The sequence below is a fragment of the Streptomyces sp. NPDC050287 genome, from assembly GCF_044459385.1.
Classification (GTDB): Bacteria; Actinomycetota; Actinomycetes; order Streptomycetales; family Streptomycetaceae; genus Streptomyces.
In genome coordinates, this window is sequence record NZ_JBITIY010000018.1 from 143,145 (window position 1) to 163,647 (window position 20,503).

General features: G+C 70.2%; 20 protein-coding genes, 2 pseudogenes and 1 riboswitch. Of the genes and pseudogenes, 9 read left to right on the top strand and 13 right to left on the bottom strand.

Translation table 11 applies throughout. The features are described 5' to 3' along the window. Positions 1–106 precede the first annotated feature (106 nt). The gene (locus tag ACIBK3_RS41245) at positions 107–1,060 is read left to right on the top strand and encodes a CBM35 domain-containing protein (RefSeq protein WP_399373289.1); all 954 of its coding nucleotides are present in this window, start codon (positions 107–109) and stop codon (positions 1,058–1,060) included. A 53-nt stretch (positions 1,061–1,113) separates the two neighbouring features. On the opposite strand, the gene ACIBK3_RS41250 is transcribed toward ACIBK3_RS41245, so the two are convergent. The 3 genes from ACIBK3_RS41250 to ACIBK3_RS41260 form a co-directional block, all read right to left on the bottom strand. Next, positions 1,114–2,043 carry a 1-phosphofructokinase family hexose kinase gene (locus tag ACIBK3_RS41250; RefSeq protein WP_399373291.1) on the bottom strand — a complete coding sequence of 310 codons (930 nt, stop codon included), beginning with the start codon at positions 2,041–2,043 and terminating at the stop codon, positions 1,114–1,116. Between the two features lie 133 nt (positions 2,044–2,176). Further along, positions 2,177–3,304 carry an N-acetylglucosamine-6-phosphate deacetylase gene (nagA, locus tag ACIBK3_RS41255; protein ID WP_399373330.1) on the bottom strand — a complete coding sequence of 376 codons (1,128 nt, stop codon included), beginning with the start codon at positions 3,302–3,304 and terminating at the stop codon, positions 2,177–2,179. Positions 3,305–3,444: 140 nt separating this feature from the next. Then, on the bottom strand, positions 3,445–4,389 hold the full coding sequence (locus ACIBK3_RS41260) for an ROK family protein (RefSeq protein ID WP_399373293.1): 945 nt from the start codon (positions 4,387–4,389) through the stop codon (positions 3,445–3,447). A 121-nt stretch (positions 4,390–4,510) separates the two neighbouring features. On the opposite strand from ACIBK3_RS41260, the gene ACIBK3_RS41265 reads away from it, so the two are divergent. The 3 genes from ACIBK3_RS41265 to otsB all read left to right on the top strand — a co-directional run bounded on the left by ACIBK3_RS41265 (position 4,511) and on the right by otsB (position 6,975). Continuing rightward, complete coding sequence (locus tag ACIBK3_RS41265; RefSeq protein WP_399373332.1) at positions 4,511–5,776, top strand: ABC transporter substrate-binding protein; 1,266 nt, start codon at positions 4,511–4,513, stop codon at positions 5,774–5,776. Between the two features lie 32 nt (positions 5,777–5,808). Continuing rightward, entirely contained in the window at positions 5,809–6,045 is a 237-nt protein-coding gene (locus ACIBK3_RS41270) for a DUF3263 domain-containing protein (RefSeq protein ID WP_399373295.1), read from the top strand. Positions 6,046–6,123: 78 nt separating this feature from the next. Further along, a complete protein-coding gene (otsB, locus tag ACIBK3_RS41275) occupies positions 6,124–6,975 on the top strand; it encodes a trehalose-phosphatase (protein ID WP_399373298.1) in 852 nt (283 codons plus the stop codon). Between the two features lie 77 nt (positions 6,976–7,052). Here otsB and ACIBK3_RS41280 read toward each other — a convergent pair whose 3' ends face one another. Then, a complete protein-coding gene (locus ACIBK3_RS41280; protein WP_399373300.1) occupies positions 7,053–8,450 on the bottom strand; it encodes a trehalose-6-phosphate synthase in 1,398 nt (465 codons plus the stop codon). 72 nt (positions 8,451–8,522) lie between these two features. Then, the gene (locus ACIBK3_RS41285; RefSeq protein WP_399373302.1) at positions 8,523–9,467 is read right to left on the bottom strand and encodes a glucosyl-3-phosphoglycerate synthase; all 945 of its coding nucleotides are present in this window, start codon (positions 9,465–9,467) and stop codon (positions 8,523–8,525) included. Between the two features lie 186 nt (positions 9,468–9,653). Continuing rightward, a riboswitch (SAM riboswitch) is annotated at positions 9,654–9,812 on the top strand. Between the two features lie 18 nt (positions 9,813–9,830). Here ACIBK3_RS41285 and thrC point away from each other — a divergent pair. The 5 genes from thrC to ACIBK3_RS41310 all read left to right on the top strand — a co-directional run bounded on the left by thrC (position 9,831) and on the right by ACIBK3_RS41310 (position 15,918). Next, entirely contained in the window at positions 9,831–11,147 is a 1,317-nt protein-coding gene (gene thrC, locus ACIBK3_RS41290) for a threonine synthase (RefSeq protein ID WP_399373304.1), read from the top strand. Beyond that, positions 11,144–11,419 (top strand): MoaD/ThiS family protein, encoded by a 276-nt coding sequence (locus ACIBK3_RS41295; protein WP_399373306.1) that lies wholly within the window; start codon positions 11,144–11,146, stop codon positions 11,417–11,419. Before thrC ends, ACIBK3_RS41295 begins: the two co-directional genes overlap by 4 nt. A 430-nt stretch (positions 11,420–11,849) precedes the next feature. Beyond that, positions 11,850–12,056, top strand: a complete 207-nt coding sequence (locus ACIBK3_RS41300) for a cold-shock protein (protein ID WP_007493268.1) — start codon at positions 11,850–11,852, stop codon at positions 12,054–12,056. A gap of 391 nt (positions 12,057–12,447) precedes the next feature. Then, on the top strand, positions 12,448–14,073 hold the full coding sequence (gene groL, locus ACIBK3_RS41305; protein ID WP_399373308.1) for a chaperonin GroEL: 1,626 nt from the start codon (positions 12,448–12,450) through the stop codon (positions 14,071–14,073). A gap of 285 nt (positions 14,074–14,358) precedes the next feature. After that, positions 14,359–15,918 (top strand): carboxylesterase/lipase family protein, encoded by a 1,560-nt coding sequence (locus ACIBK3_RS41310; RefSeq protein ID WP_399373310.1) that lies wholly within the window; start codon positions 14,359–14,361, stop codon positions 15,916–15,918. A 20-nt stretch (positions 15,919–15,938) separates the two neighbouring features. On the opposite strand, the gene ACIBK3_RS41315 is transcribed toward ACIBK3_RS41310, so the two are convergent. The 8 genes and pseudogenes from ACIBK3_RS41315 to ACIBK3_RS41350 form a co-directional block, all read right to left on the bottom strand. Next, positions 15,939–16,505 carry a hypothetical protein gene (locus ACIBK3_RS41315; RefSeq protein ID WP_399373312.1) on the bottom strand — a complete coding sequence of 189 codons (567 nt, stop codon included), beginning with the start codon at positions 16,503–16,505 and terminating at the stop codon, positions 15,939–15,941. A gap of 33 nt (positions 16,506–16,538) precedes the next feature. After that, a complete protein-coding gene (locus ACIBK3_RS41320; RefSeq protein ID WP_399373314.1) occupies positions 16,539–16,790 on the bottom strand; it encodes a type II toxin-antitoxin system RelE/ParE family toxin in 252 nt (83 codons plus the stop codon). After that, positions 16,787–17,062, bottom strand: a complete 276-nt coding sequence (locus ACIBK3_RS41325) for a type II toxin-antitoxin system Phd/YefM family antitoxin (protein WP_399373316.1) — start codon at positions 17,060–17,062, stop codon at positions 16,787–16,789. Before ACIBK3_RS41325 ends, ACIBK3_RS41320 begins: the two co-directional genes overlap by 4 nt. A gap of 47 nt (positions 17,063–17,109) precedes the next feature. After that, the gene (locus ACIBK3_RS41330) at positions 17,110–17,985 is read right to left on the bottom strand and encodes a hypothetical protein (protein WP_399373318.1); all 876 of its coding nucleotides are present in this window, start codon (positions 17,983–17,985) and stop codon (positions 17,110–17,112) included. Positions 17,986–18,220: 235 nt separating this feature from the next. After that, a complete protein-coding gene (locus ACIBK3_RS41335; RefSeq protein ID WP_399373320.1) occupies positions 18,221–18,754 on the bottom strand; it encodes a DinB family protein in 534 nt (177 codons plus the stop codon). Between the two features lie 25 nt (positions 18,755–18,779). Next, positions 18,780–18,998, bottom strand: coding sequence for a DUF397 domain-containing protein (locus ACIBK3_RS41340; protein ID WP_399373321.1), 219 nt, complete (start codon positions 18,996–18,998; stop codon positions 18,780–18,782). Then, positions 18,982–19,757, bottom strand: a pseudogene (locus ACIBK3_RS41345) (Scr1 family TA system antitoxin-like transcriptional regulator). Before ACIBK3_RS41345 ends, ACIBK3_RS41340 begins: the two are co-directional and overlap by 17 nt. A 33-nt stretch (positions 19,758–19,790) precedes the next feature. Beyond that, a pseudogene (locus tag ACIBK3_RS41350) lies at positions 19,791–20,414 on the bottom strand (RNA-guided endonuclease InsQ/TnpB family protein); the annotation flags it as partial. Positions 20,415–20,503: the final 89 nt, after the last annotated feature.

Sequence of the window (20,503 nt, forward strand, 5' to 3'; positions counted from 1 at the left end):
GCGAGCTGATGCGATCCGAGTCACCCGTTTGGGCCGTCAGGAGCGGGTAGGCTCGCCCTTCTCACCACGAACGCATCCGCACCGCACCCGCTGAGGAGACCTAGGGATGACGGCCGGCAACAACGGCGCGAGCACGCCCGAGGACGACGACCCGTTCGGCTACCTCTACGCCGACGGGCAGGCCAACGGCGCCCAGCCGCCGTCCGGCGGTGGCTACGGTTACCCGAACTCCATCAACCGGGCGCGAGCGGTCGGCCAGCGGCAGTACGGCCAGCCGGCCCAGGCCGCCGCGACCGCGCCGTACGGCCAGGTCCCGCAGCAGGCCCAGGCCCCCGGCCAGCCGAACACGCACTACGCGGCCCCCGAGACGTTCCCCGGCGGCCCCCCCACCCAGCAGCCGCCGTACGGCGGCGGCGATGGCGGTGGCGGTCGTCGCGGCCCCAACACCAAGGGCCTGCTGATCGGCGCGATCGCGGTCGTCGCCGCGGTCGTCATCGGCATCGGCGTGGCGATGATGAACGGCAACGGCAACGACGACGACAAGGCCGGCAACCAGGCGTCCAGCACGCCGACGACCTCCCAGAGCTCCGAGCCGAGCCCCTCGAGCAGCAACAGCGCGGCGAGCGAGGACGACCTGCCGAAGGCCGACGCCAAGGTGCTCAACCTCTCGCCCGGTATGACGACCGCCACGGATGTCAAGGGCGCCAAGGCCGACGGCGGAACCTACGTCACCGGCTTCAACCAGGTCGGCGCCGCCGTCACCTGGAACGTCGACGGCATCCCGAAAAAGGGCAAGTACACCATGTACGTCGGCTACAGCGTCCCCGGCAAGGACGCCACCGCCACCCTCACGGTCAACGGCACGGCCGCCAGCACGCCGGTCGGCATGGACAACTACGCGAACGCGGCCGAGGGCGACTACGAGAAGGGCTGGACGAGGACCTACAACTGGATCCAGCTCAACCCGGGCACCAACACGATCAAGATCTCCTGCGAGCAGGGCAACCAGTGCGACGCCCTCCTCGACCAGGTGTGGCTGGTGAAGGGCTGGGTCAAGTAGGGCTGGTCGGGCCGCGCCGACCGACCTCGCCGGCCTCCCTGGCCTCCTCGGTCTCAGGCCGCGCTGACCTCCCCGGTCACCGACACCCTTCCCAGCAGCTCCTCGTACGCCGCCCGGTCGAACTCGCCCGCCACCGGTGCCAGCACCGTCGCCGCCGACAGGGCGACCGCGCGGGTCAGCCGGTCCGGCCACGGCAGCCGCTCCACCAACCCCGACAGCAGGCCCGCGACCGCCGAGTCGCCGGCGCCCGTGGGGTTGCCGTGGACGCGGGCGGAGGGGGTGGCACGCCAGCGGCCTTCGGGGGTCACCGCGAGCAGACCCTCCGGGCCGAGCGAGGCGACGACCGCGTGGGCGCCGCGCCGGCGGGCGTCCTGGGTGGCGCGCGACGGCTCGTGGGAGCCGGTCAGTTCGGCCAGTTCGTCGGCGTTCGGCTTGACGATGTCCGGGCGGGCGGCCACCCCGCGGCGCAGGGGTTCGCCGCTGGTGTCCAGGAGCACCGGGACGCCGGCCGCCCTGGCGGTCCGTATGAGACCCGCGTACGCCCCCACCGGCACCCCCGGTGGCAGGCTTCCGCACAGGGCCACCGCGGCGGCGGACGGTACGAGATCCTCGTACGCCTCCTGGAAGGCGGACCACTCGCCCGGGGTGACCGTCGGGCCGGGCTCGTTGAGCTGGGTGGTGTCGCCGGTCTGCTCGTCCACCACCGCGATCGTGCGCCGGGTCGGGCCGCCGACCGGGACCAGGGCGTCCACCAGCCGCGGTGCGGCGGCGAGTTGGTCCTGCACGGCGCGTCCGGTCCCGCCGCCGGTGAAGCCGGTGACCGTCACCTCGTGTCCGAGGGCTGTGAGCACCCGGGCCACGTTCACGCCCTTGCCGCCCGGCCGTTCGGTCACCTCGGTGACCCGGTGGGAGGCGTGCGGGCGCAGGGACCGTACGCGATAGGTGATGTCGAGAGCGGTGTTCAGCGTGACCGTGAGGATCACCGGTCCGACCTCCCCCGAAGGAAACTGCGGTGAGCGCGCCTGCCGTCCGGCTGCCTGGATAGTCGATCATGCCAAACGGGCGGCGGCCGTCCCAGTTTCTCAGGACAACCGCCGTCCTCAACAGCGGGACAGATCATCCCAGTTGGGGATCGACCACCCATTCCCCGCGACGCATCACGCCCTTGAGGGCGAAGTCGGCGTCCAGCAGGACCAGGTCGGCGTCCTTGCCGGGCTCCAGGGAGCCGATGGCGTCGTACATCCCCAGCACCCGGGCCGGGTTGGCGGACAGGGCCGCGACCACGTCCCGCACCGGGAGCCCGTCGGTCGTCACCGCCCGCTGGAACGCGCGGTCCAGGGTGAGCGTGGAGCCCGCGATCGAGCCGCCCTGCACCAGGCGGGCCACGCCTTCGCTGACCTCGACCTCCAGCGGACCGAGCACATAACGCCCGTCGCCGAAGCCGGCCGCGTCCATCGCGTCCGTGATGAACGCCACCCGCCCCGCGCCCGCGTGATGGAACGCCAGTTGGAGGGAGGCCGGGTGCAGGTGCGTGCCGTCGTTGATCAGCTCCACGGTGACGCGCTCGTCCTCCAGGAGGGCGGCGACGGGGCCGGGGGAGCGGTGGCCGAGCGTCGGCATGGCGTTGAAGAGGTGGGTCGCCACGGTGGCGCCCGCCTCGATCGCCGCCACCGTCTGCTCGTACGTCGCGTCCGTGTGCCCGATCGCCGCGATCACGCCGTGCTCGGCCAGCAGCCGTACGGAGTCGATGCCGCCGGGCAGTTCGGTGGCGAGCGTGACCATCTTCGCCTGGCCGCGCGCCGCGTCGATCAGCTTGCGCACCTCCGCCGGGTCCGGGTCGCGCAGCAGTGCCTCGGAGTGCGCGCCCTTGCGGCACGGGGAGATGAACGGCCCCTCGAAGTGGATCCCGGCGATCTCGCCCTGCTCGGCCAGCTCGGACAGCAGCCCGGCCTGCCGGACCAGGAAGTCCATGTCGTCGGTGACGGTCGAGGCGACGAGGGTGGTGGTGCCGTGCAGGCGGTGCGTGCGGATGGCTTTCTGCACGTCCTCGGCCGGGCCGGAGAAGGAGGCTCCGCCTCCGCCGTGGTTGTGGATGTCGACGAAGCCGGGCACCAGCCAGTGGCCGGTTACGTCGACGACGTGGGCGTTTTCCGGAGTGGTGCCGGTGATACGGGTGCCGTCGATGATCACCTGGCCGTCTTCGACGATTCCGGTGGGGAGGACGACGTCGGCCCCGGAGAGGATGAGGGGCGCGTTGCCGGTCGCGGGGTGCGGGATCGTCGTAGCCGGTCGCTCGCCCACTCCCGGCTTCGCCCGGGCGGGGGAACCCCCGTCGCGGCCGAGCCGCATGTCGACGCTGTCCCGCGCCCCTGGGTCGGCTGCCATCAGGGGGTTACCTCCGTACGGTCGGTGTGGTCGAGGAGATCCCAGGCCAGGAGCCCGGCACCCAGGCAGCCCGCGGTGTCCCCCAGAGCCGCGGGGACGATCGACGGCAGCTTCTGGAACGTGACCCGTTGCCGGACGGCGTCCCGCAGGGGGGTGAACAAGGTCTCCCCCGCTTCGGCGAGGCCGCCACCGATGATCAGCGTGCGGGGATCCAGCAGGGTGAGCGCGGTGACCAGGCCGTCGGCGAGCGCGTCGACGGCGTCCCGCCACACCCGTACGGCGTCCGGGTCGCCGGAGTCGACGGCCTTCGCGCAGTCGGCCGCGTCCGCGTCCGGGTCCCCGCAGGCAGACGCCCACGCCTCGCTCACCGCCGCGGCCGACGCGTACCGCTCCAGACAGCCGCGCTGCCCGCACGGGCAGTCGGTCCCGCCGGGCCGTACGACGATGTGACCGATCTCGCCCGCGAAGCCGTGCGCACCCGCCTCGACCCGGCCGGCGATGCCGATGGCGCCCGCGATACCGGTGCCCAGCGGCACGAACAGGAAACGGTCGGCTCCCCGGCCCGCGCCGATCCGGCCCTCGGCGAGGCCGCCGGTGCGCACGTCGTGCCCGAGGGCGACCGGGACACCGCCGAGCCGCGCGCCGAGCAGGTCGCGCAGGGGTACGTCCCGCCAGCCCAGGTTGGCCGAGTACGAGGCGACACCGCGCTCCTCGTCGACGATGCCGGGGACGGCGACACCGGCCGCCGCCGCGGGCTCGCCGAGGTGTTCGGCGCCGTACGCGCTGAGCTCGGCGGCGAAGTCGAGGATGCCCTCGACCACCGCGTCCGGCCCGCGTTCGCGCCCGGTGGCGCGGCGGGCCTGGTGCAGGAGCTCGCCGTCCGCCCCTGCCAGGGCGGCCTTCATCCCGGTGCCGCCCACGTCGAGGGCGATGACATGTCTCACAGGGGACAGTGTGACCGAGGACCCGCGAGAGGTCTAGTCCACTTACGTGGTGTAGACCTTATGCTCGGTAATATGTAGGACCTTTCGAGAGTTTCGAACAGTGATCTTGGGGCGGTTGGCAGTGCAGCGGCGTAGGACGGGAACGATCGCGGTGGCGTCCGCGCTGGGCATGACGGCGGTCCTGGGCGGCTGCGGCCTCACCGGGAGCTCCGACGAGGTGACCCTGAAGCTGGTCGCCGCCGATTACGGCAACAGCGCGCAGAACAGCTCCCAGAAGTACTGGGACAAGCTCGCCGAGGAGTACGAGTCGAAGCATGAGGGCGTGAAGGTCGACGTCACCGTCTACTCGTGGAACGACGTCGACAGCAAGGTCAAGAAGATGGTCGACGCCGGCCACCCGCCCGACATGGCGCAGATCGGCGCGTACTCCGACTACGCGGCCAAGAACCTCCTCTACTCGGCCGACGACCTGCTCTCCATCCCCACCCAGGCCGACTTCGTCTCCCAGCTCGCGCAGGCCGGAGAGGTCAGGGGCGTCCAGTACGGGCTCCCGTTCGCCGCCTCCACCCGCGTGCTCTTCTACAACAAGACCCTCTTCAGCCGGGCCGGCCTCGACGCGCCGAAGACCTGGAACGACCTCGCCGCCGACGCCGAGGCGCTGAAGGCGGACGGGGTGAAGTACCCGTACGCGCTGCCCCTCGGGCCGGAGGAGGCGCAGGCCGAGACGATGCAGTGGCTGCTCAGCGGCGGGGGCGGCTACACCGCGGCGGGCGGCAGCTACGCCATCGACTCCCAGGAGAACGTCGACACGTTCACCTGGCTGAAGAACGACCTCGTCGGCAAGGGCCTGACCGGGCCGGTCGCGCCCGGCAAGCTCAACCGCGCCGCCGCGTTCGCCGCGTTCGCGGCCGGGGACGTCGGCATGCTCAACGGGCATCCCTCGCTGATGAAGATGGCCGCCGAGAAGGGCGTGAAGTACGGCATGGTGCCGATGCCCGGCGCCGACGGACCCAGCGAGGTCTCCATGGGCGTCGCCGACTGGATGGCCGCGTTCCGCAAGAACGGCCACGCCGACCAGATCGGCGAGTTCCTCGACTTCGTGTACGACAAGAAGAACGTCCTCGACTTCTCGCGCGAGTACGACCTGCTGCCGGTGACCACGTCCGCGTCCCAGGTCATGAGCGGGGCGAAGCGGGACTCGGACCTCAAGCCGTTCCTGGACGAACTGCCCGTGTCCGAGCTGCCGCCCGTCGGGCAGACGTCCTGGGCGCAGGTCAGCGCGGACATCAAGCAGCGGATCGGCCAGGCCGTCGCCCCGAACAGCAGCCCCACCTCGGTCCTGAACCAGCTCCAGGCGAAGGCGACCACGGCCCAGTCCGCGGAGTAGCGCTGTCAGTGGGGGCGGATACGGTGCCGGACATGAACCAGGAGCAGCAGCTCGGCCGCCGCGAGCGGGACATCCTCGCGCTGGAACGGCGCGGCTTCAGCGGGCCCGGCGCGAAGGAGCGGGCGATACGCGAGGAACTGGGCCTGGCACCGGTCCGCTATTTCCAACTGCTGAACGCCCTGCTGGACGACGAGCGGGCGCTGGCCCACGACCCCGTGACGGTGAACCGCCTGCGACGGATCCGGGAGAGCCGCCGCGGCGAACGCTGACACGGGGAAGGCTGGGGACGACCGAAAAGGCTGACGCTCGTCGGGAATGGGTGCGGCCGTCGCGGATATGGTCAGTCCATGGGCAGCCATGACACGCACTCCACGGAAGCCACCCCTCTCCCCACCCCCGCGACCGCGGCGGGCCGGGACGGCCTCGACGCCCTCCTCCGGCGGCCCTCGCGTGCCGTGATCGCGCTGGACTTCGACGGGACGCTGGCGCCGATCGTGGCTGATCCCGAGCAGGCGCGGGCGCATCCGGAGGCGGTGTCGGTGCTCGCCGCGCTCGCGCCGAAGGTGGCTGCCGTCGCCGTGGTGACGGGGCGGCCGGCCGGGGTCGCGGTGCGTCACGGCGGGTTCGCGGGCGTGCCCGGGCTGGAGCATCTTGTCGTGCTCGGTCACTACGGCGCCGAGCGGTGGGACGCCGTCACCGGTACCGTCGACGCCCCCGCCCCGCATCCCGGAGTCGCCGCCGCCCGCGCCGAACTGCCCGGCCTCCTCGACGGAACCGGCACCTGGATCGAGGAGAAGGGCCGCGCGGTGGCCGTGCACACCCGCCGGGCCACCGATCCCCAGGCCGCCTTCGAGGCGCTGCGCGGGCCCCTCACCGACCTGGCCGCCCGGCACGGACTGATCGTCGAGCCGGGGCGGATGGTCCTCGAACTGCGTCCGCCCGGCATGGACAAGGGCGTCGCCCTCCTCGAATACGCCCGCGAGATCTCCGCCGAGTCCGTCCTCTACGCCGGCGACGATCTGGGCGACCTTCCGGCCTTCGCCGCCGTGGAGAAGCTGCGTTCCGACGGCACGCCGGGCCTGCTCGTCTGCAGCGGCAGCGACGAGGTCACCGAGCTGAGGGAACGGGCGGATCTGGTGGTCAGCGGCCCGGAGGGGGTCGTAGGGCTGCTGCGAGGCCTGGCGGCCCGCCTGAGCTGACCGGCCGACTACCGGCTGACCGGCTGACTACCGCCTGACCGCCTGACCTCAAGCGCCTCCGACAAGCCCGACTCGCCTCACAGCGCGTTCAGCTGGTCCAGGAACCACTGCGCCGGCGGGAGCGCCGTCGCCGCCGCGGCCAGTCGCTTCGTGCGTTCCGCGCGTTCGCCCGCCGGCATCGACAACGCCTCGTGGAGCGCGCGGGCCGTGCCGATCACGTCGTACGGGTTCACGGTGATCGCCTCCTCGCCCAGCTCCTCGTACGCCCCCGCCTCCCGCGACAGCACCAGCACGCACCCCTCGTCGGAGACCACCGGCACCTCCTTGGCGACGAGGTTCATGCCGTCCCGGATGGGGTTCACCAGTGCCACGTCGCCGAGGCGGTAGGCGGCCAGGGAGCGCGCGAAGTCGTCCTTGACGTGCAGGACGACCGGGGTCCAACCCGGTGTGCCGTACCGCGCGTTGATCTCCTTCGCGACCCGCTGCACCTCGGCCGTGTAGTCGCGGTACACGGCGAGGTCCTGGCGGGACGGGTAGGCGAACGCCACGTGGACCACGCGTTCGCGCCACTCGGGGTGGTCGTCGAGCAGCTGTCGGTACGCCAGCAGGCCGCGCACGATGTTCTTGGACAGCTCGGTGCGGTCGACGCGGACGATCGTCCTGCGCGCACCGCCGTCGGGCGCCGTGCCGATCTCCTCCCGCAGTGCCGCCATCCGCTCGTCCACGTCCGCCTCGCGCGCCCGCTCGCGCAGGAAGTCCGCGTCCGCGCCCAGCCCGTGCACCCCGACCCGGGTACCGCCGAGCCCGTCGGCGAACTGCTCCGCGCACGCGGTGAACGCGTCCGCCCAGCGGTGGGTCAGGAAACCCAGCCGGTCGGCGCCCAGCATGCCGCCGAGGACCTGCCGCGCCACGTCGTCCGGCAGCATCCGGAAGTACTCCGGCGGCGCCCACGGCGTGTGCGAGAAGTGACCGATCCTGAGGTCCGGGCGCAGCTCGCGGAGCATGCCCGGCACCAGGGTGAGGTGATAGTCCTGGACGACCACGGCCGCACCCTGCGCGGCCTCTTGCGCCAGCGCCTCGGCGAACGCGCGGTTGTACGTCTCGTACGACGCCCACTGGCGCCGGAACTCCGCGTCGAAGACCGGCTCCAGCGGCGTCTGGTACAGCATGTGGTGAACGAACCACAGCACCGAGTTGGCGATGCCGTTGTACGCGTCGGCGTGCACGTCGGCCGGGATGTCGAGCATGCGGACGCCCGTTTCGCCGACGCCCCGCCGGACCGCTTCCCGGTCGCCCTCGGACAGCGCGGAGCACACCCACAGGCTGCCCGCGTCCGAACCGATCGCCGACAGGCCCGAGACCAGCCCGCCGCCACCCCGTTTGGTGTGGAGCGAGCCGTCCTCGCGCACGTCGTACGAGACCGGGCCGCGGTTGGACGCGACCAGCACCTGAGCAGCACTGTTGGTTGACGCCATACGCCACAACCTAGCCCGGCCCGGAAACGCTCAAACGTACGGATCCCCTCCGCGGGGGGCCGGTGCGGTCCGTCAGGCGACCTTCCGCTCCGCGTACTCGGCGATCTCCGCCATCGGCGGCCGTTCCTCGGTGTCCACGGAGTAGGTACGCGGCTCGAAGCCCGACGGTCCCCGTTCGAACTGGGTGAGGGACGGCCGGATCAGGTGGCCGCGGGCCAGCCGGAGCTGGGCGGTGCGGTAGATCGCCGCGGACATCCGGCCCAGCGCCTGGCCGTCCTGGTGGCGGTGCTTGCGGACGCCGACGTCGACCTGGGCGAGGGCGTCCAGGCCCACCAGGTGCAGGGCGTCGATCAGCATGCCCAGCTCCACCCCGTATCCCACCGGGAAGGGAAGCTGTTCCAGGAGCGAGCGGCGGGCCGCGTACTCACCGCCGAGCGGCTGCACGAAACCGGCCAGCTGCGGCCAGTGCATGTTCAGCAGCGGACGGGCCATCAGCTCGGTGACCCGGCCGCCCTGCCCGGCCGCGCCGGCCAGGGGACGGTCGTACATGCCCTTGACGAGGTCCACCCCCGGGTCGGTGAGCAGCGGCCCCACGATCCCGGAGACGAAGTCGGAGGAGAACTCCTTCAGGTCGGCGTCGATGAAGCAGACGATGTCCCCGCTCGTGACCAGCAGCGAGCGCCACAGCACCTCGCCCTTGCCGGGGACGGTCGGGATACGGGGCAGGATGTCGTCGCGGTGGACGACACGCGCCCCGGCCGCGGCGGCCACCTCGGACGTACGGTCGGTCGATCCGGAGTCGACGACGACGATCTCGTCGACGAGCGGGACCTGCTGCATGAGGTCGTGACGGATCACGGCGACGATGTCGCCGACCGTCTCCTCCTCGTTCAGCGCGGGCAGCACGACGCTGACCGACTGTCCCGTGGCGCGTTTCGCGGCCAGGATCTTGTGGAGCGGGCGGTCGGTCTTCGACCAGGAGCGGGTGCTCAGCCAGCGCTCGACTTCATTCAGCACAGTGCGCGGCTCCTCTGCGTTCTCTCGGCGAGCTGCGATCCATGGTCTCCGACGGGCCATGTGATCCATCTCGCGGTTCGGACGGCTCACTCAACTGTCCTGGCCTTCGGTTACAGTCTTGAACAACGCTGATGACCATCGCATGTCGGGGTCGGCGTTCCGTTTCAACGATCAACAACTTCATACCGCTCATCCAGAGGGGCAGAGGGATACGGCCCGATGAAGCCCCGGCAACCCTCCAGCCGGTCTCGTAGCGATCACCGTCGATCGTTTTCGCGAGGCTCCCCGGCTAGGGAAGGTGCCAAATCCGTCTCACGGCGAGATGCGTCGTGAGGAAGATGAGGAGAAAGGGCCTCGCCTCACATGGCTGCGCAGACTGTTGCAAGCACCACCGACAGCACGGTCGACACCACCGACCGTACCGCCGGCTCCCCCGTAGACCTCGGCCCCGCCGCCGCGCTGAGCTGCCGCGAGTGCGGTCACCGCGTGCCCCTCGGCCCGGTCTTCGCGTGCGAGGAGTGTTTCGGCCCGCTCGAGATCGCGTACGACTTCTCGGCCTACGACACCGAGGAGCTCCGCAAGCGGATCGAAGCGGGACCCTCGAACATCTGGCGTTACGCGCCGCTGCTGCCCGTCCCCGCCGACGTGGCCACCAAGCCGAACATCAACCCCGGCTGGACCAAGCTCGTCAAGGCCGACAACCTCGCGCGCGAGCTCGGCGTCACCGGCGGACTGTATGTGAAGGACGACTCCGGAAACCCGACGCACTCCTTCAAGGACCGCGTCGTCGCCCAGGCCATCGAGGCCGCCCGCGCCTTCGGCTTCACGACGCTCTCCTGCTCCTCCACGGGCAACCTGGCCGGTGCCGTCGGCGCCGCCGCCGCCCGGGCCGGCTTCCGTTCCTGCGTGTTCATCCCGCACGACCTGGAGCAGGGCAAGGTCGTCATGGCCGCGATCTACGGCGGCGAGCTCGTCGGCATCGAGGGCAACTACGACGACGTGAACCGGTTCTGCTCCGAGCTGATCGGCGACCCGGCCGGCGAGGGCTGGGGCTTCGTCAACGTCAACCTGCGGCCGTACTACGCCGAGGGCTCCAAGACGCTGGCCTACGAGATCTGCGAGCAGCTCGGCTGGCAGCTGCCGGACCAGCTGGTGGTGCCGATCGCCTCCGGCTCCCAGCTCACGAAGATCGACAAGGGTCTGAAGGAGCTCATCGAGCTCGGACTCGTCGAGGACAAGCCGTACAAGATCTTCGGTGCGCAGGCCGAGGGCTGCTCGCCGGTGTCCGTCGCCTACAAGGCCGGGCACGACGTGGTCCGCCCGCAGAAGCCGGACACCATCGCCAAGTCCCTTGCCATCGGCAATCCGGCGGACGGGCCGTACGTCCTCGACATCGCCCGCCGTACGGGGGGTGCGGTGGAGGACGTCGACGACGAGCAGATCGTCGACGCGATCAAGCTGCTCGCGCGGACCGAGGGCATCTTCGCGGAGACCGCCGGTGGTGTGACGGTGGGTGTGACCCGCAAGCTGATCGAGAACGGTCTCCTCGACCCGACGAAGACCACGGTCGTCCTGAACACGGGGGACGGCCTCAAGACCCTCGACGCGGTGGCCGACACCGGCCTGACCGCCACGATCCGTCCGAACCTCGACTCCTTCCGAGAGGCTGGCCTCGCATGAGCGTGACCGTCCGCATCCCCACCATCCTGCGCACCTACACCGGCGGCAAGGCCGAGGTCACCGCCGAAGGGGCCACCCTCGGCGAGGTCATCGGCGACCTGGAGAAGAACCACACGGGTATCGCCGCGCGTGTCCTGGACGATCAGGGCAAGCTGCGCCGGTTCGTCAACGTGTACGTCAACGACGACGACGTCCGCTTCGAGCAGGGTCTGGAGACGGCCACTCCGGACGGGGCCGGCGTGTCCATCATTCCGGCCGTGGCCGGCGGCTGATCATTACCTTCGGTAACATCAGTTACCGAGCGTTCATCGAATTGCCCCCTCCGTGAGAGAAGCGGAGGGGGCAATTCAGTGTGGTTGAGCGCGGTACAGTTGGGGAAGGCGCTGCCGCACAGCAGGTTGGCTGCCTTTGTTTCTGCCTTGTGCCCGACAAGATGTAGCCAAAGTGTGCGCCTCTTTCGCGGCTTTTGTGAGCTTTGCGGGGCCCGACTTGCCCTGAATTCAGGCGAATTCTCGCCACATTCCGGATCGCGCGCGTCCTGAATTCTCGTCCGATTGACCTGTTGCAGACGGCAGTTGGGCAGATACATTCGGCCGCGGTCGACGCGTTCCGGCGCACGCCCCCAATCATGTGGGGGGTGAGGTCTGACCCGGATCCACGAAGTGTGGATCTGTGCAAGGGCCAGTAATAGGGGAGTTAGGCATGGCTCAGGGCACCGTCAAGTGGTTCAACGCGGAGAAGGGGTACGGCTTCATCGCGGTCGACGGTGGTGCGGATGTTTTCGTCCACTACAGCGCCATCCAGATGGACGGGTACCGCACCCTGGAAGAGGGGCAGCGGGTCGATTTCGAGATCTCACAGGGTCAGAAGGGGCCGCAGGCGGACATGGTCCGTCTGGCGACCGGCTGAATCGCGCCGGGTAACTGCAGCGACGTTCTTCTGTTCTTCTTCGAAGGGCTCGCACCTCTCACGGGGTGCGGGCCCTTCGGTGTGTCCGGGGTGCCGGGGCGCTGCAGCGGGGCCCTGTTCACCTGCGGATCCCTCCAGGGCGCTTGCGCCCGCCCGTCGCCCGACCACCACCCCTCAACGAGCACTCGCTTCGCGAGTGCGCCTTGCACTCTCGGGGGGCGAGTGCTAATCATTGGCGTTAGCACTCTGAAGGTGAGAGTGACAACGAAGGACCGGGTCGGTGAGGCCCGCAGGCCGGGTGGGGCAAGGAACCACAGGCGTGCGAGCCGTCCGTCGCGGGCGCGGGCGCGGTCCGAAGGAATCACCCCCAGTCCTGGAGGGACCACTTCACATGGCCAAGATCATCGCGTTCGACGAGGAGGCACGGCGCGGCCTCGAGCGCGGCATGAACCAGCTCGCGGACGCCGTGAAGGTGACGCTGGGCCCCAAGGGTCGCAACGTCGTCCTCGAGAAGAAGTGGGGCGCCCCCACGATCACCAACGATGGTGTTTCCATCGCCAAGGAGATCGAGCTCGAGGACCCGTACGAGAAGATCGGCGCCGAGCTGGTCAAGGAAGTCGCCAAGAAGACGGACGACGTCGCCGGTGACGGTACGACCACGGCGACCGTGCTCGCCCAGGCCCTGGTCAAGGAGGGCCTGCGCAACGTAGCCGCCGGCGCCAACCCGATGGCCCTCAAGCGCGGTATCGAGAAGGCCGTCGAGGCCGTCTCCGGTGCCCTGCTCGAGCAGGCCAAGGACGTCGAGACCAAGGAGCAGATCGCCTCCACGGCCTCCATCTCCGCCGCCGACACCCAGATCGGCGAGCTCATCGCCGAGGCGATGGACAAGGTCGGCAAGGAAGGCGTCATCACCGTCGAGGAGTCCCAGACCTTCGGTCTGGAGCTGGAGCTCACCGAGGGTATGCGCTTCGACAAGGGCTACATCTCGGCGTACTTCGCCACCGACATGGAGCGTATGGAGGCGTCGCTCGACGACCCGTACATCCTGATCGCCAACTCCAAGATCTCCTCGGTCAAGGACCTGCTCCCGCTCCTGGAGAAGGTCATGCAGTCGGGCAAGCCGCTGCTGATCATCGCCGAGGACGTCGAGGGCGAGGCCCTGTCGACCCTGGTCGTCAACAAGATCCGCGGCACCTTCAAGTCCGTCGCGGTCAAGGCCCCGGGCTTCGGTGACCGCCGCAAGGCGATGCTGAACGACATCGCCATCCTCACGGGCGGCGAGGTCATCTCCGAGGAGGTCGGTCTCAAGCTCGAGAACACCTCCATCGACCTCCTGGGCAAGGCCCGCAAGGTCGTCATCACCAAGGACGAGACCACCATCGTCGACGGTGCCGGCTCCTCCGAGCAGGTCCAGGGCCGGGTCAACCAGATCCGCGCCGAGATCGAGAACAGCGACTCGGACTACGACCGCGAGAAGCTGCAGGAGCGCCTGGCGAAGCTCGCCGGCGGTGTCGCGGTCATCAAGGCCGGTGCCGCCACCGAGGTGGAGCTCAAGGAGCGCAAGCACCGCATCGAGGACGCCGTGCGCAACGCGAAGGCGGCCGTCGAGGAGGGCATCGTCGCCGGTGGTGGCGTGGCGCTCATCCAGGCCTCCAGCGTCTTCGAGAAGCTGGACCTGGAGGGTGACGAGCTGACCGGCGCCAACGCCGTGAAGCTCGCCCTGGAGGCCCCGCTCAAGCAGATCGCCGTCAACGGTGGTCTCGAGGGCGGCGTCATCGTCGAGAAGGTGCGCAACCTGCCCGTCGGCCACGGCCTGAACGCCGCGACCGGTGAGTACGTCGACATGATCGCCGAGGGCATCATCGACCCGGCGAAGGTGACCCGCTCTGCCCTGCAGAACGCCGCCTCCATCGCCGCGCTCTTCCTCACCACCGAGGCCGTCATCGCCGACAAGCCGGAGAAGGCGGGCGCTGCCCCGGCCGGCGGCGGCATGCCGGGCGGTGACATGGACTTCTGATCGGCCCCGGTCGATCACCGTCCTTCAGTACCGAGGGCGGCACTCCCTGGAAACGGGGGGTGCCGCCCTCGGGCGTGCTCGGGGTCACAGGGGTTGTCGGGGGCCGGTGGAATGCCCGGGCAGGCCCGGGTCGTTGAGGCGGGAGGGCGGTTGATGCGCGCGCACATACCGTCTGGAATGCCCAGCTGAGTACCCGAATCCCCGACTCCGGCGCGAGGCCTGGGTGACATCGTCGTGGGTGACAGCAATGATTCAGGCAAGCAACCATCGACCTGACGGCGAGGAGTGCCCACCGTGACGACGACCGAGGCCCGAAACCCGGAGGTCCGTACCGTGTCGGGTGCGGTGCGCGGGCGCGCCGAGGACGGGCTGACCGTCTTCCGCGGTATCCCGTTCGCCGCGCCACCGGTCGGCGAGGCACGCTTCCAGGCGCCTCGCCCGGCCGAGGCGTGGGACGGCGTCCGGGACGCGTACGCCTTCGGCCCGCCGCCCCCGCAGGACGCGGGGGGTCTGGGCGGTGGCGTCGCACCGGAGGTGCCCCCGGGTGACGACTGGCTGACGGTCAACGTCTGGACACCCGACCCGGATCCGGCCGCCCGCCGCCCGGTCATGGTGTGGATCTACGGCGGCGCCTACAAGCTCGGCCACACGGGCAGCCCCGGCTACGACGCCCACCGCATCGCGCGGGACGGCGACGTCGTGGTCGTCACCCTGAACTACCGCGTCGGCATCGAGGGCTTCACCCGCATCGAGGGGGCGCCCGCCAACCGAGGTCTGCTCGACCAGGTCGCCGCGCTGGAGTGGGTACGGGACAACATCACGGCGTTCGGCGGCGACCCCGGCCAGGTGACCGTCTTCGGCGAGTCGGCCGGCGCCGGATCGGTGGCGGCCCTGCTCGCCATGGAGAGCGCGTCCGGACTGTTCTGCCGGGCCATCGCACAGAGCGTGCCGGGCACGTACTTCTCCGAGGCGCTGGCCCGTGACATCGCGACGGCGATCGCCGCGGAGGCGGGCCTGCGTCCGACGGCCGCCGACCTGTCCACGATCGACCCGCACCGGCTGACCTCGGCGGGCGCGGCACTGGGCGCGAAGATGCTCCAGTACGTGGACAGGTGGGGCCGGGCCGCCCCCACCCAGACCCCGTTCTCCCCGGTGGTCGACGGCGAGGTCCTGCCGGTCACGCCCTGGGCGGCGCTGAAGGCCGGGGCCGCCCGGGACGTGGAACTGGTCGTCGGCCACAACCGGGACGAGTTCCGGCTGTTTCTGGCGATGAGCAGGCAACTGGGGAGGATCACGGAGGAGCAGGAGCGGGGGGCGCTGCGAATGTTCGCGCCCGGCGCGGCGGGTCAGTCGGACGCGGCGAGTCAGTCGGGCGAGGACAGGTACCGTGCCGCGTTCCCCGACGCCTCGCCGGGCGAGCTCTACGAACGCGTCCAGACCGACTGGCTGTTCGCCATGCCGAGTCTCCATCTGGCCGAGGCGCAGGTCGCGGGTGGCGGCCGGGCCCATGTCTACGAACTGACCTGGCCGGCGCCGGCCATCTCGGGCGCCATGGGTGTCTGCCACGGCCTCGACATCCCGTTGCTCTTCGGCACGTTCGGCGCCGATCTCGGCCTGCTGCTGTTCGCCGGGGAGGTCACGGCTGAGGCGGAGGCGCTGTCGGCCCGTTTCCGGCGGTCCTGGACGGCGTTCGCGAGGACCGGCGACCCGGGCTGGCCGGCGTACGACACCGAGGCGCGGCTGGTGCAGGTGCTGGACGCGGAGCCGCAGGTCAGGGCGTACCCAGAGGAGTCGAGGCGGCTGTGGGAGGGGTACGAGTTCGCGGCGCTGCCGTTGTTGGACTGAGGTCTCTTGGGCCGAGGTCTCTACAGGTTGCCGAGCGGCTCGATGTCGACGCGTACCGGGGTTCCCCACACCCGCACCACCTCGTAGTCGGTGAACTCGTGCACCAGCCGGTACGCCATGGCGGCGTGGGGCCCGCGGCGCTGGGCCGCGAGATACAGCTCGGCCTCCCGCCGGTCCCGGCGGGGCGTACCGCACAGCTGCCACACCTGGCCGTTCCACAGCTCCGGCAGCCAGCGCTGCTGGGGCTGCGGGCGGTCCTCCCGGACGCCGTAGCGGGAGGGGGCGGGGTCGGCGGAGTACGCGGGTGCGGGGCCGTTGATCTCGGAGCGGCGGGCCGCGCGACGCCGGGTCTCGCACAGCAGACAGAGGTCGTGCGCATTCTCGTCGACCGGCCCGTTGGGATGCTCGTGACACCGGGTGGTCGGCGCGGCGGCGCTGACGCTGTCCTCCAGCAGGTCAAGGGCCCGCTTCAGATCGGCCTTGACCTCGTGCAGCCGGGCGTCGGGCGTGTCCCCGGTCAGCGTTTCCCCATGCTCGCCGAGAAGACGCAGCGCGCGGCCGAGGGCGGTGAGCTGGGCGTGGTTCATGGGGTGGGGCTCCTGCGGTCGCGGGGGGCTCGGTCAGGTACTGCGGCCGACCTTCAGCACATGGACTGTCACGGTGTCGCCGTCCGGGCGGTACAACACGCGCCAACTTCCGATGTGCAGCCGGTAGTAGCCGGAGGCACCGAGGGCGTGAGCTGCCTCCGGGCGGGGGTCGTCAGCGAGTGCGCCTACCGCTGCGGCTGCTGCCTTCGCTCCCACAGGGTCGACGGCGCGCAGTCGCCGGAACTCGTTCATGGCAGGGTGCTCCCAGACCACCGTATGCGTCACGAAGCGGCTTCCCGTCGGTCCTCGGCCTCGAGCTGGGCCATGAACTCGTCGTGAGACAGGGAAGGACCGGACGCAGCCACCTCGCGGGCCCGTGCCTCCGCGATGTCCGCCTCGTCACGCAGCCGCTGTAGCTCTTCCAACTCGCTTATCGGGATGAGGGCGGCGGCGGGCCTGCCGTACTCCGTGATCAGGATGTGCTCCTGACCGTGCCGGACCCGGCCAACCAGCTGACCCAGTTGGTTGCGGGCTTCCACGAGCGGATACGTCTCCATGCAAAGACTGTACACACCTGCGAGTGTGTGCGATGCGCTCATCCGACTCACCTTCCTGACATGGCGGCGCGAATCCCCGAGGCGCGAGCGTGGACCACGGAGGCGGGGAGAACAGCGTCGGTGCGGTACCTGGGTCCGTGATCACCTCGGCAGGTGGCGCATACACCGCCCGGCAATGCTTCCGGGCGGCCTGGGATGCCGCACTTGGCGCACTCCAGGATGCGCAGGGGCGGATGCGGGGGCGGGGTGGGTGCGGGTTGCGGCGGGAGCTTGGTGGTGAGGCGCCGGTGCACCAGGGCCGCCGGGTGGTGGACCGGGGTGGGCAGGCCGGCGGTCAGGGCGCGGAGGACGTCCGTGTCGGTAGCGCCTCGGGCGTACCACTCGGTGACCAACGGGGCGAGGGCCGCGCAGTCGGCGGCTGAGAGGGACAGGGCGGGGGCCTCGCGGCCGAGGGCGGCGAGGAGGATGTGGGCGCGGGAGCGGGTCTGGGCCGGGCGGTCGGGGACCGGTTGTGGCTCCCTCGGTACGTCGCCCCGGGTGAACGCCGCCCACCAGTCGTCGTCACGTGCGGTACGGCTGAACCACGATCGGGTGATCCAGTGTGCGGACCCGGAGTCGGCGGTCAGATGTTCGCGCCCCCGGCGCAAGTGCCCGGCCCGTTGGAGGTTGTTGAGGGCGGTGCGGAGGGCGCATTGTCCGTACGTCAGCGCCTTGGCCAGCGTCTTTACGGAAATGTCGGCGCCCTCGGGGAGCCGGTCGATGTACGCGGCGATGGCGGCTTCGCGGGGCGGGAGGTGCGCGAAGTCGTGCGCGGTACGGGGGTGTTGGTCGGGGACGGAACGCTTGCCGTACCCCGGCTTCGCCATCGGGTGGGAGAAGGCGTGCGCGGGCAGGAAGGCAGCACTAAGCTTGGCTTCAGCCATGGGATCGAACTTGTCCTTCGATCTCGTAGGTCAGGCCCCCGCAGGTGTTGCTAGCACCTGGCGGGGGCTGTTCGTTATCCGGGCACGCTAGACGACTGTGACTGTGCGTGGCAAGCCGAACGCGTCAAGTCAACACGCGGGGAGGGTGGGTGGGTTGAGGCCTTCCACCCATTCCTTGAAAAGAGGGCTCGGAGCTGGGGGCTTGAGCTTCGGGCCGGGCCGGGCCGGTCGGTGGTCAGCCCATGCTCTTGGCGCCGTCCAGGGACTCCCGGATGATGTCGGCGTGGCCGGCGTGCTGGGCGGTCTCGGCGGCGATGTGCAGCAGCACCCTGCGGGCCGACCATCGAGCCCCTGGCTTGTTCCACGGGGCCTTGGGCAACGGGTGGGTGGCGTTCAGGTCGGGCAGGGCCGTGACGAGTTCGTCCGTCCGGCGGGCCGTCTCGTCGTAGTCGGCCAGCACACCGGCCAGCGTCTCGCCGGGCAGCATCCGGAACTCGTCGGCCCGCCGGGCGAAGTCGGCCTCGGTCATGGCGGTGAAGTCGGGCATCGCCGACGGGCCGTTGAGGATGAAGTCCGCCCAGTTCCGCTCCACCGACGTGACGTGTTTGATCAGGCCGCCCAGGCACAGCTCGCTGACGGTGGTCCGCTGCCCGGCCTGTTCGTCGGTGAGGTCGCGGGTGGTGAAGCGCAGGAAGTGCCGGCTGTGGGCCAGCATTTCCAGCAGGTCGGTGCGCTCGTCGGTGGGGATGGCGTGTGTGGTGTCGGTCATGGGGCCACGTTAGAAGTCATTGAGGTCAGATACTGACCTCAATGACCGCCTCGACGAATGTCGTCCACGCCTCCGGCCGGAACACGAGCTTCGGGCCCCGGGGGGTTTTGGAGTCGCGGACCGGGATGAGGGTGGGGAGGAAGTCGTGGGTCACTTCCAGGCAGTCGCCCCCGCTGCCGCCGCTGTAGCTGGACTTGTGCCAGGTGGTCGCCGCGTCCTGGTCGTACTCAGGGTTGCTCCTCATGTCCGTAATCCTGCGCCATCGCCTCGATCACGGCCAGGGAGTTCTCCGGCGAGAGCGCGTGGGCGGTGAGGAGTCCGTAGGTCAACCGCTGATACCTGACCGTCGCCGGGTCGTCCTCCAGCCTTCCGGTGCCGACTCCTTCGAAGTAGACAAGCGGTGGTGCGTCTTCGAAGTCCATCAGCTTGATGGCCCCCTCCATCGCCGGATGTGCCCCCGCATCGAACGGCAGCACCTGCACGATCGCCCGCTTCCGGTGGATCACCGAGGCGAGGTATCGCAGCGCCTCCGCCATCACCTCACGCCCACCCGTCACCCTGCGCAAGGCGGCCTCGTCGATCACCGCCCACAACAAGGGCTCTGTTGGATCGATGAGGATGCGCGCCCGCTCCATCCGGGCCATCACCAGCTCCTCGATCACCTCGTCCGGTGCCGTCGGCTGGTAGGCGCGGCACACCGCCCGTGCATACGCGGGAGTCTGGAGCAGACCGGGGATCAGGAGAGGCGTGTACTGCCGGATCTCCGTCGCGGCTTCCTCCGCCTCCGCCGCCTCCGCGAAGTGCTCCGGATACTTCGACTTCGCCGCCGCCCTGCAGTTCCGTAGGAAGAGTCCTCTGTCTCCAGGACCTCGTCCAGCATGCGCGCGTACTCCGGCTGCATCCGCCGTGTCCCCGCCTCCAGCTGGCCGATGAACGACCCGCTCAGGAACAGCCGTTGGCCCAGTTCGTCCTGGCTGAGGCCGGCCTTCTCTCTCGCTTGAATCCTCCCCTCCCTGAAGGGGAGGGGATTCCTGGCTCAGGCCGCCTCCTGGAGCAGCGCTCCAGGAGGTCTTCCGCCATCAGCACCAGCCGGGTCGAGACCAGCCCGGACGAGCATCACGCGGGCGGAGTTCTTGTCCCGCGGGGACACGGCTCCGCACGCGGTGCAGGTGTAGGTGCGCTCACCCAGCGGCAGGCGATGCTTGGCTCTCGCATCGCAGTGCGCGCAGTCCATCGTGGTGTGCGCGGGGTGGACCAGACGGATGTCCCGCCCGTGCTTGCGGCCCATCTCGATCAGAGCGGCCTTGGTGGCGCCGATGGCGGCGTCAGCGGCCTTGCGGGCCATGGAGGTCCTGGCCAGGAACTTCGCCCGGAAGTCCTCGACCGCGACGGCATCATGGTCGCGGACCACCTTCTTGGCCCACTTACGGCCAGTGTCCTCCCGCTGCCTGGCGACCTTCTTGTGCGCCTTCGCCCGCAGGTGTTTCGCCTCGCGGTAGCCCTTCGATGCCGCTTGTCCCTTCTTCGGCCTGCGGCGGGCCATCATCCGGTCGTACCGGGTCAGCTTCGCCCGGGCCTTCCTGCCGTGCCCGGCGTGCGGCAGGTCGTGCGCGTCGGAGGTGGTGGTCGCGGTCTCCTTCACGCCCCAGTCGACACCTAGGCGGTTTCGTTTGGATCATCGGGCGGACCAGAGGAAGATGCCTGCGATGTGGAGTCCGGCCAGGTAGATGGTGGCGGTCTTCTCGTAGC

Coding starts and splice junctions, on each gene's coding strand:
- ACIBK3_RS41245 (WP_399373289.1), top strand. CDS start 107: ATGACGGCCGGCAACAACGGCGCGAGCACGCCCGAGGACGACGACCCG.
- ACIBK3_RS41270 (WP_399373295.1), top strand. CDS start 5,809: ATGAACCAGGAGCAGCAGCTCGGCCGCCGCGAGCGGGACATCCTCGCG.
- otsB (WP_399373298.1), top strand. CDS start 6,124: ATGGGCAGCCATGACACGCACTCCACGGAAGCCACCCCTCTCCCCACC.
- ACIBK3_RS41280 (WP_399373300.1), bottom strand. CDS start 8,450: ATGGCGTCAACCAACAGTGCTGCTCAGGTGCTGGTCGCGTCCAACCGC.
- thrC (WP_399373304.1), top strand. CDS start 9,831: ATGGCTGCGCAGACTGTTGCAAGCACCACCGACAGCACGGTCGACACC.
- ACIBK3_RS41295 (WP_399373306.1), top strand. CDS start 11,144: ATGAGCGTGACCGTCCGCATCCCCACCATCCTGCGCACCTACACCGGC.
- ACIBK3_RS41300 (WP_007493268.1), top strand. CDS start 11,850: ATGGCTCAGGGCACCGTCAAGTGGTTCAACGCGGAGAAGGGGTACGGC.
- groL (WP_399373308.1), top strand. CDS start 12,448: ATGGCCAAGATCATCGCGTTCGACGAGGAGGCACGGCGCGGCCTCGAG.
- ACIBK3_RS41315 (WP_399373312.1), bottom strand. CDS start 16,505: ATGAACCACGCCCAGCTCACCGCCCTCGGCCGCGCGCTGCGTCTTCTC.
- ACIBK3_RS41325 (WP_399373316.1), bottom strand. CDS start 17,062: ATGGAGACGTATCCGCTCGTGGAAGCCCGCAACCAACTGGGTCAGCTG.
- ACIBK3_RS41330 (WP_399373318.1), bottom strand. CDS start 17,985: ATGGCTGAAGCCAAGCTTAGTGCTGCCTTCCTGCCCGCGCACGCCTTC.
- ACIBK3_RS41335 (WP_399373320.1), bottom strand. CDS start 18,754: ATGACCGACACCACACACGCCATCCCCACCGACGAGCGCACCGACCTG.
- ACIBK3_RS41340 (WP_399373321.1), bottom strand. CDS start 18,998: ATGAGGAGCAACCCTGAGTACGACCAGGACGCGGCGACCACCTGGCAC.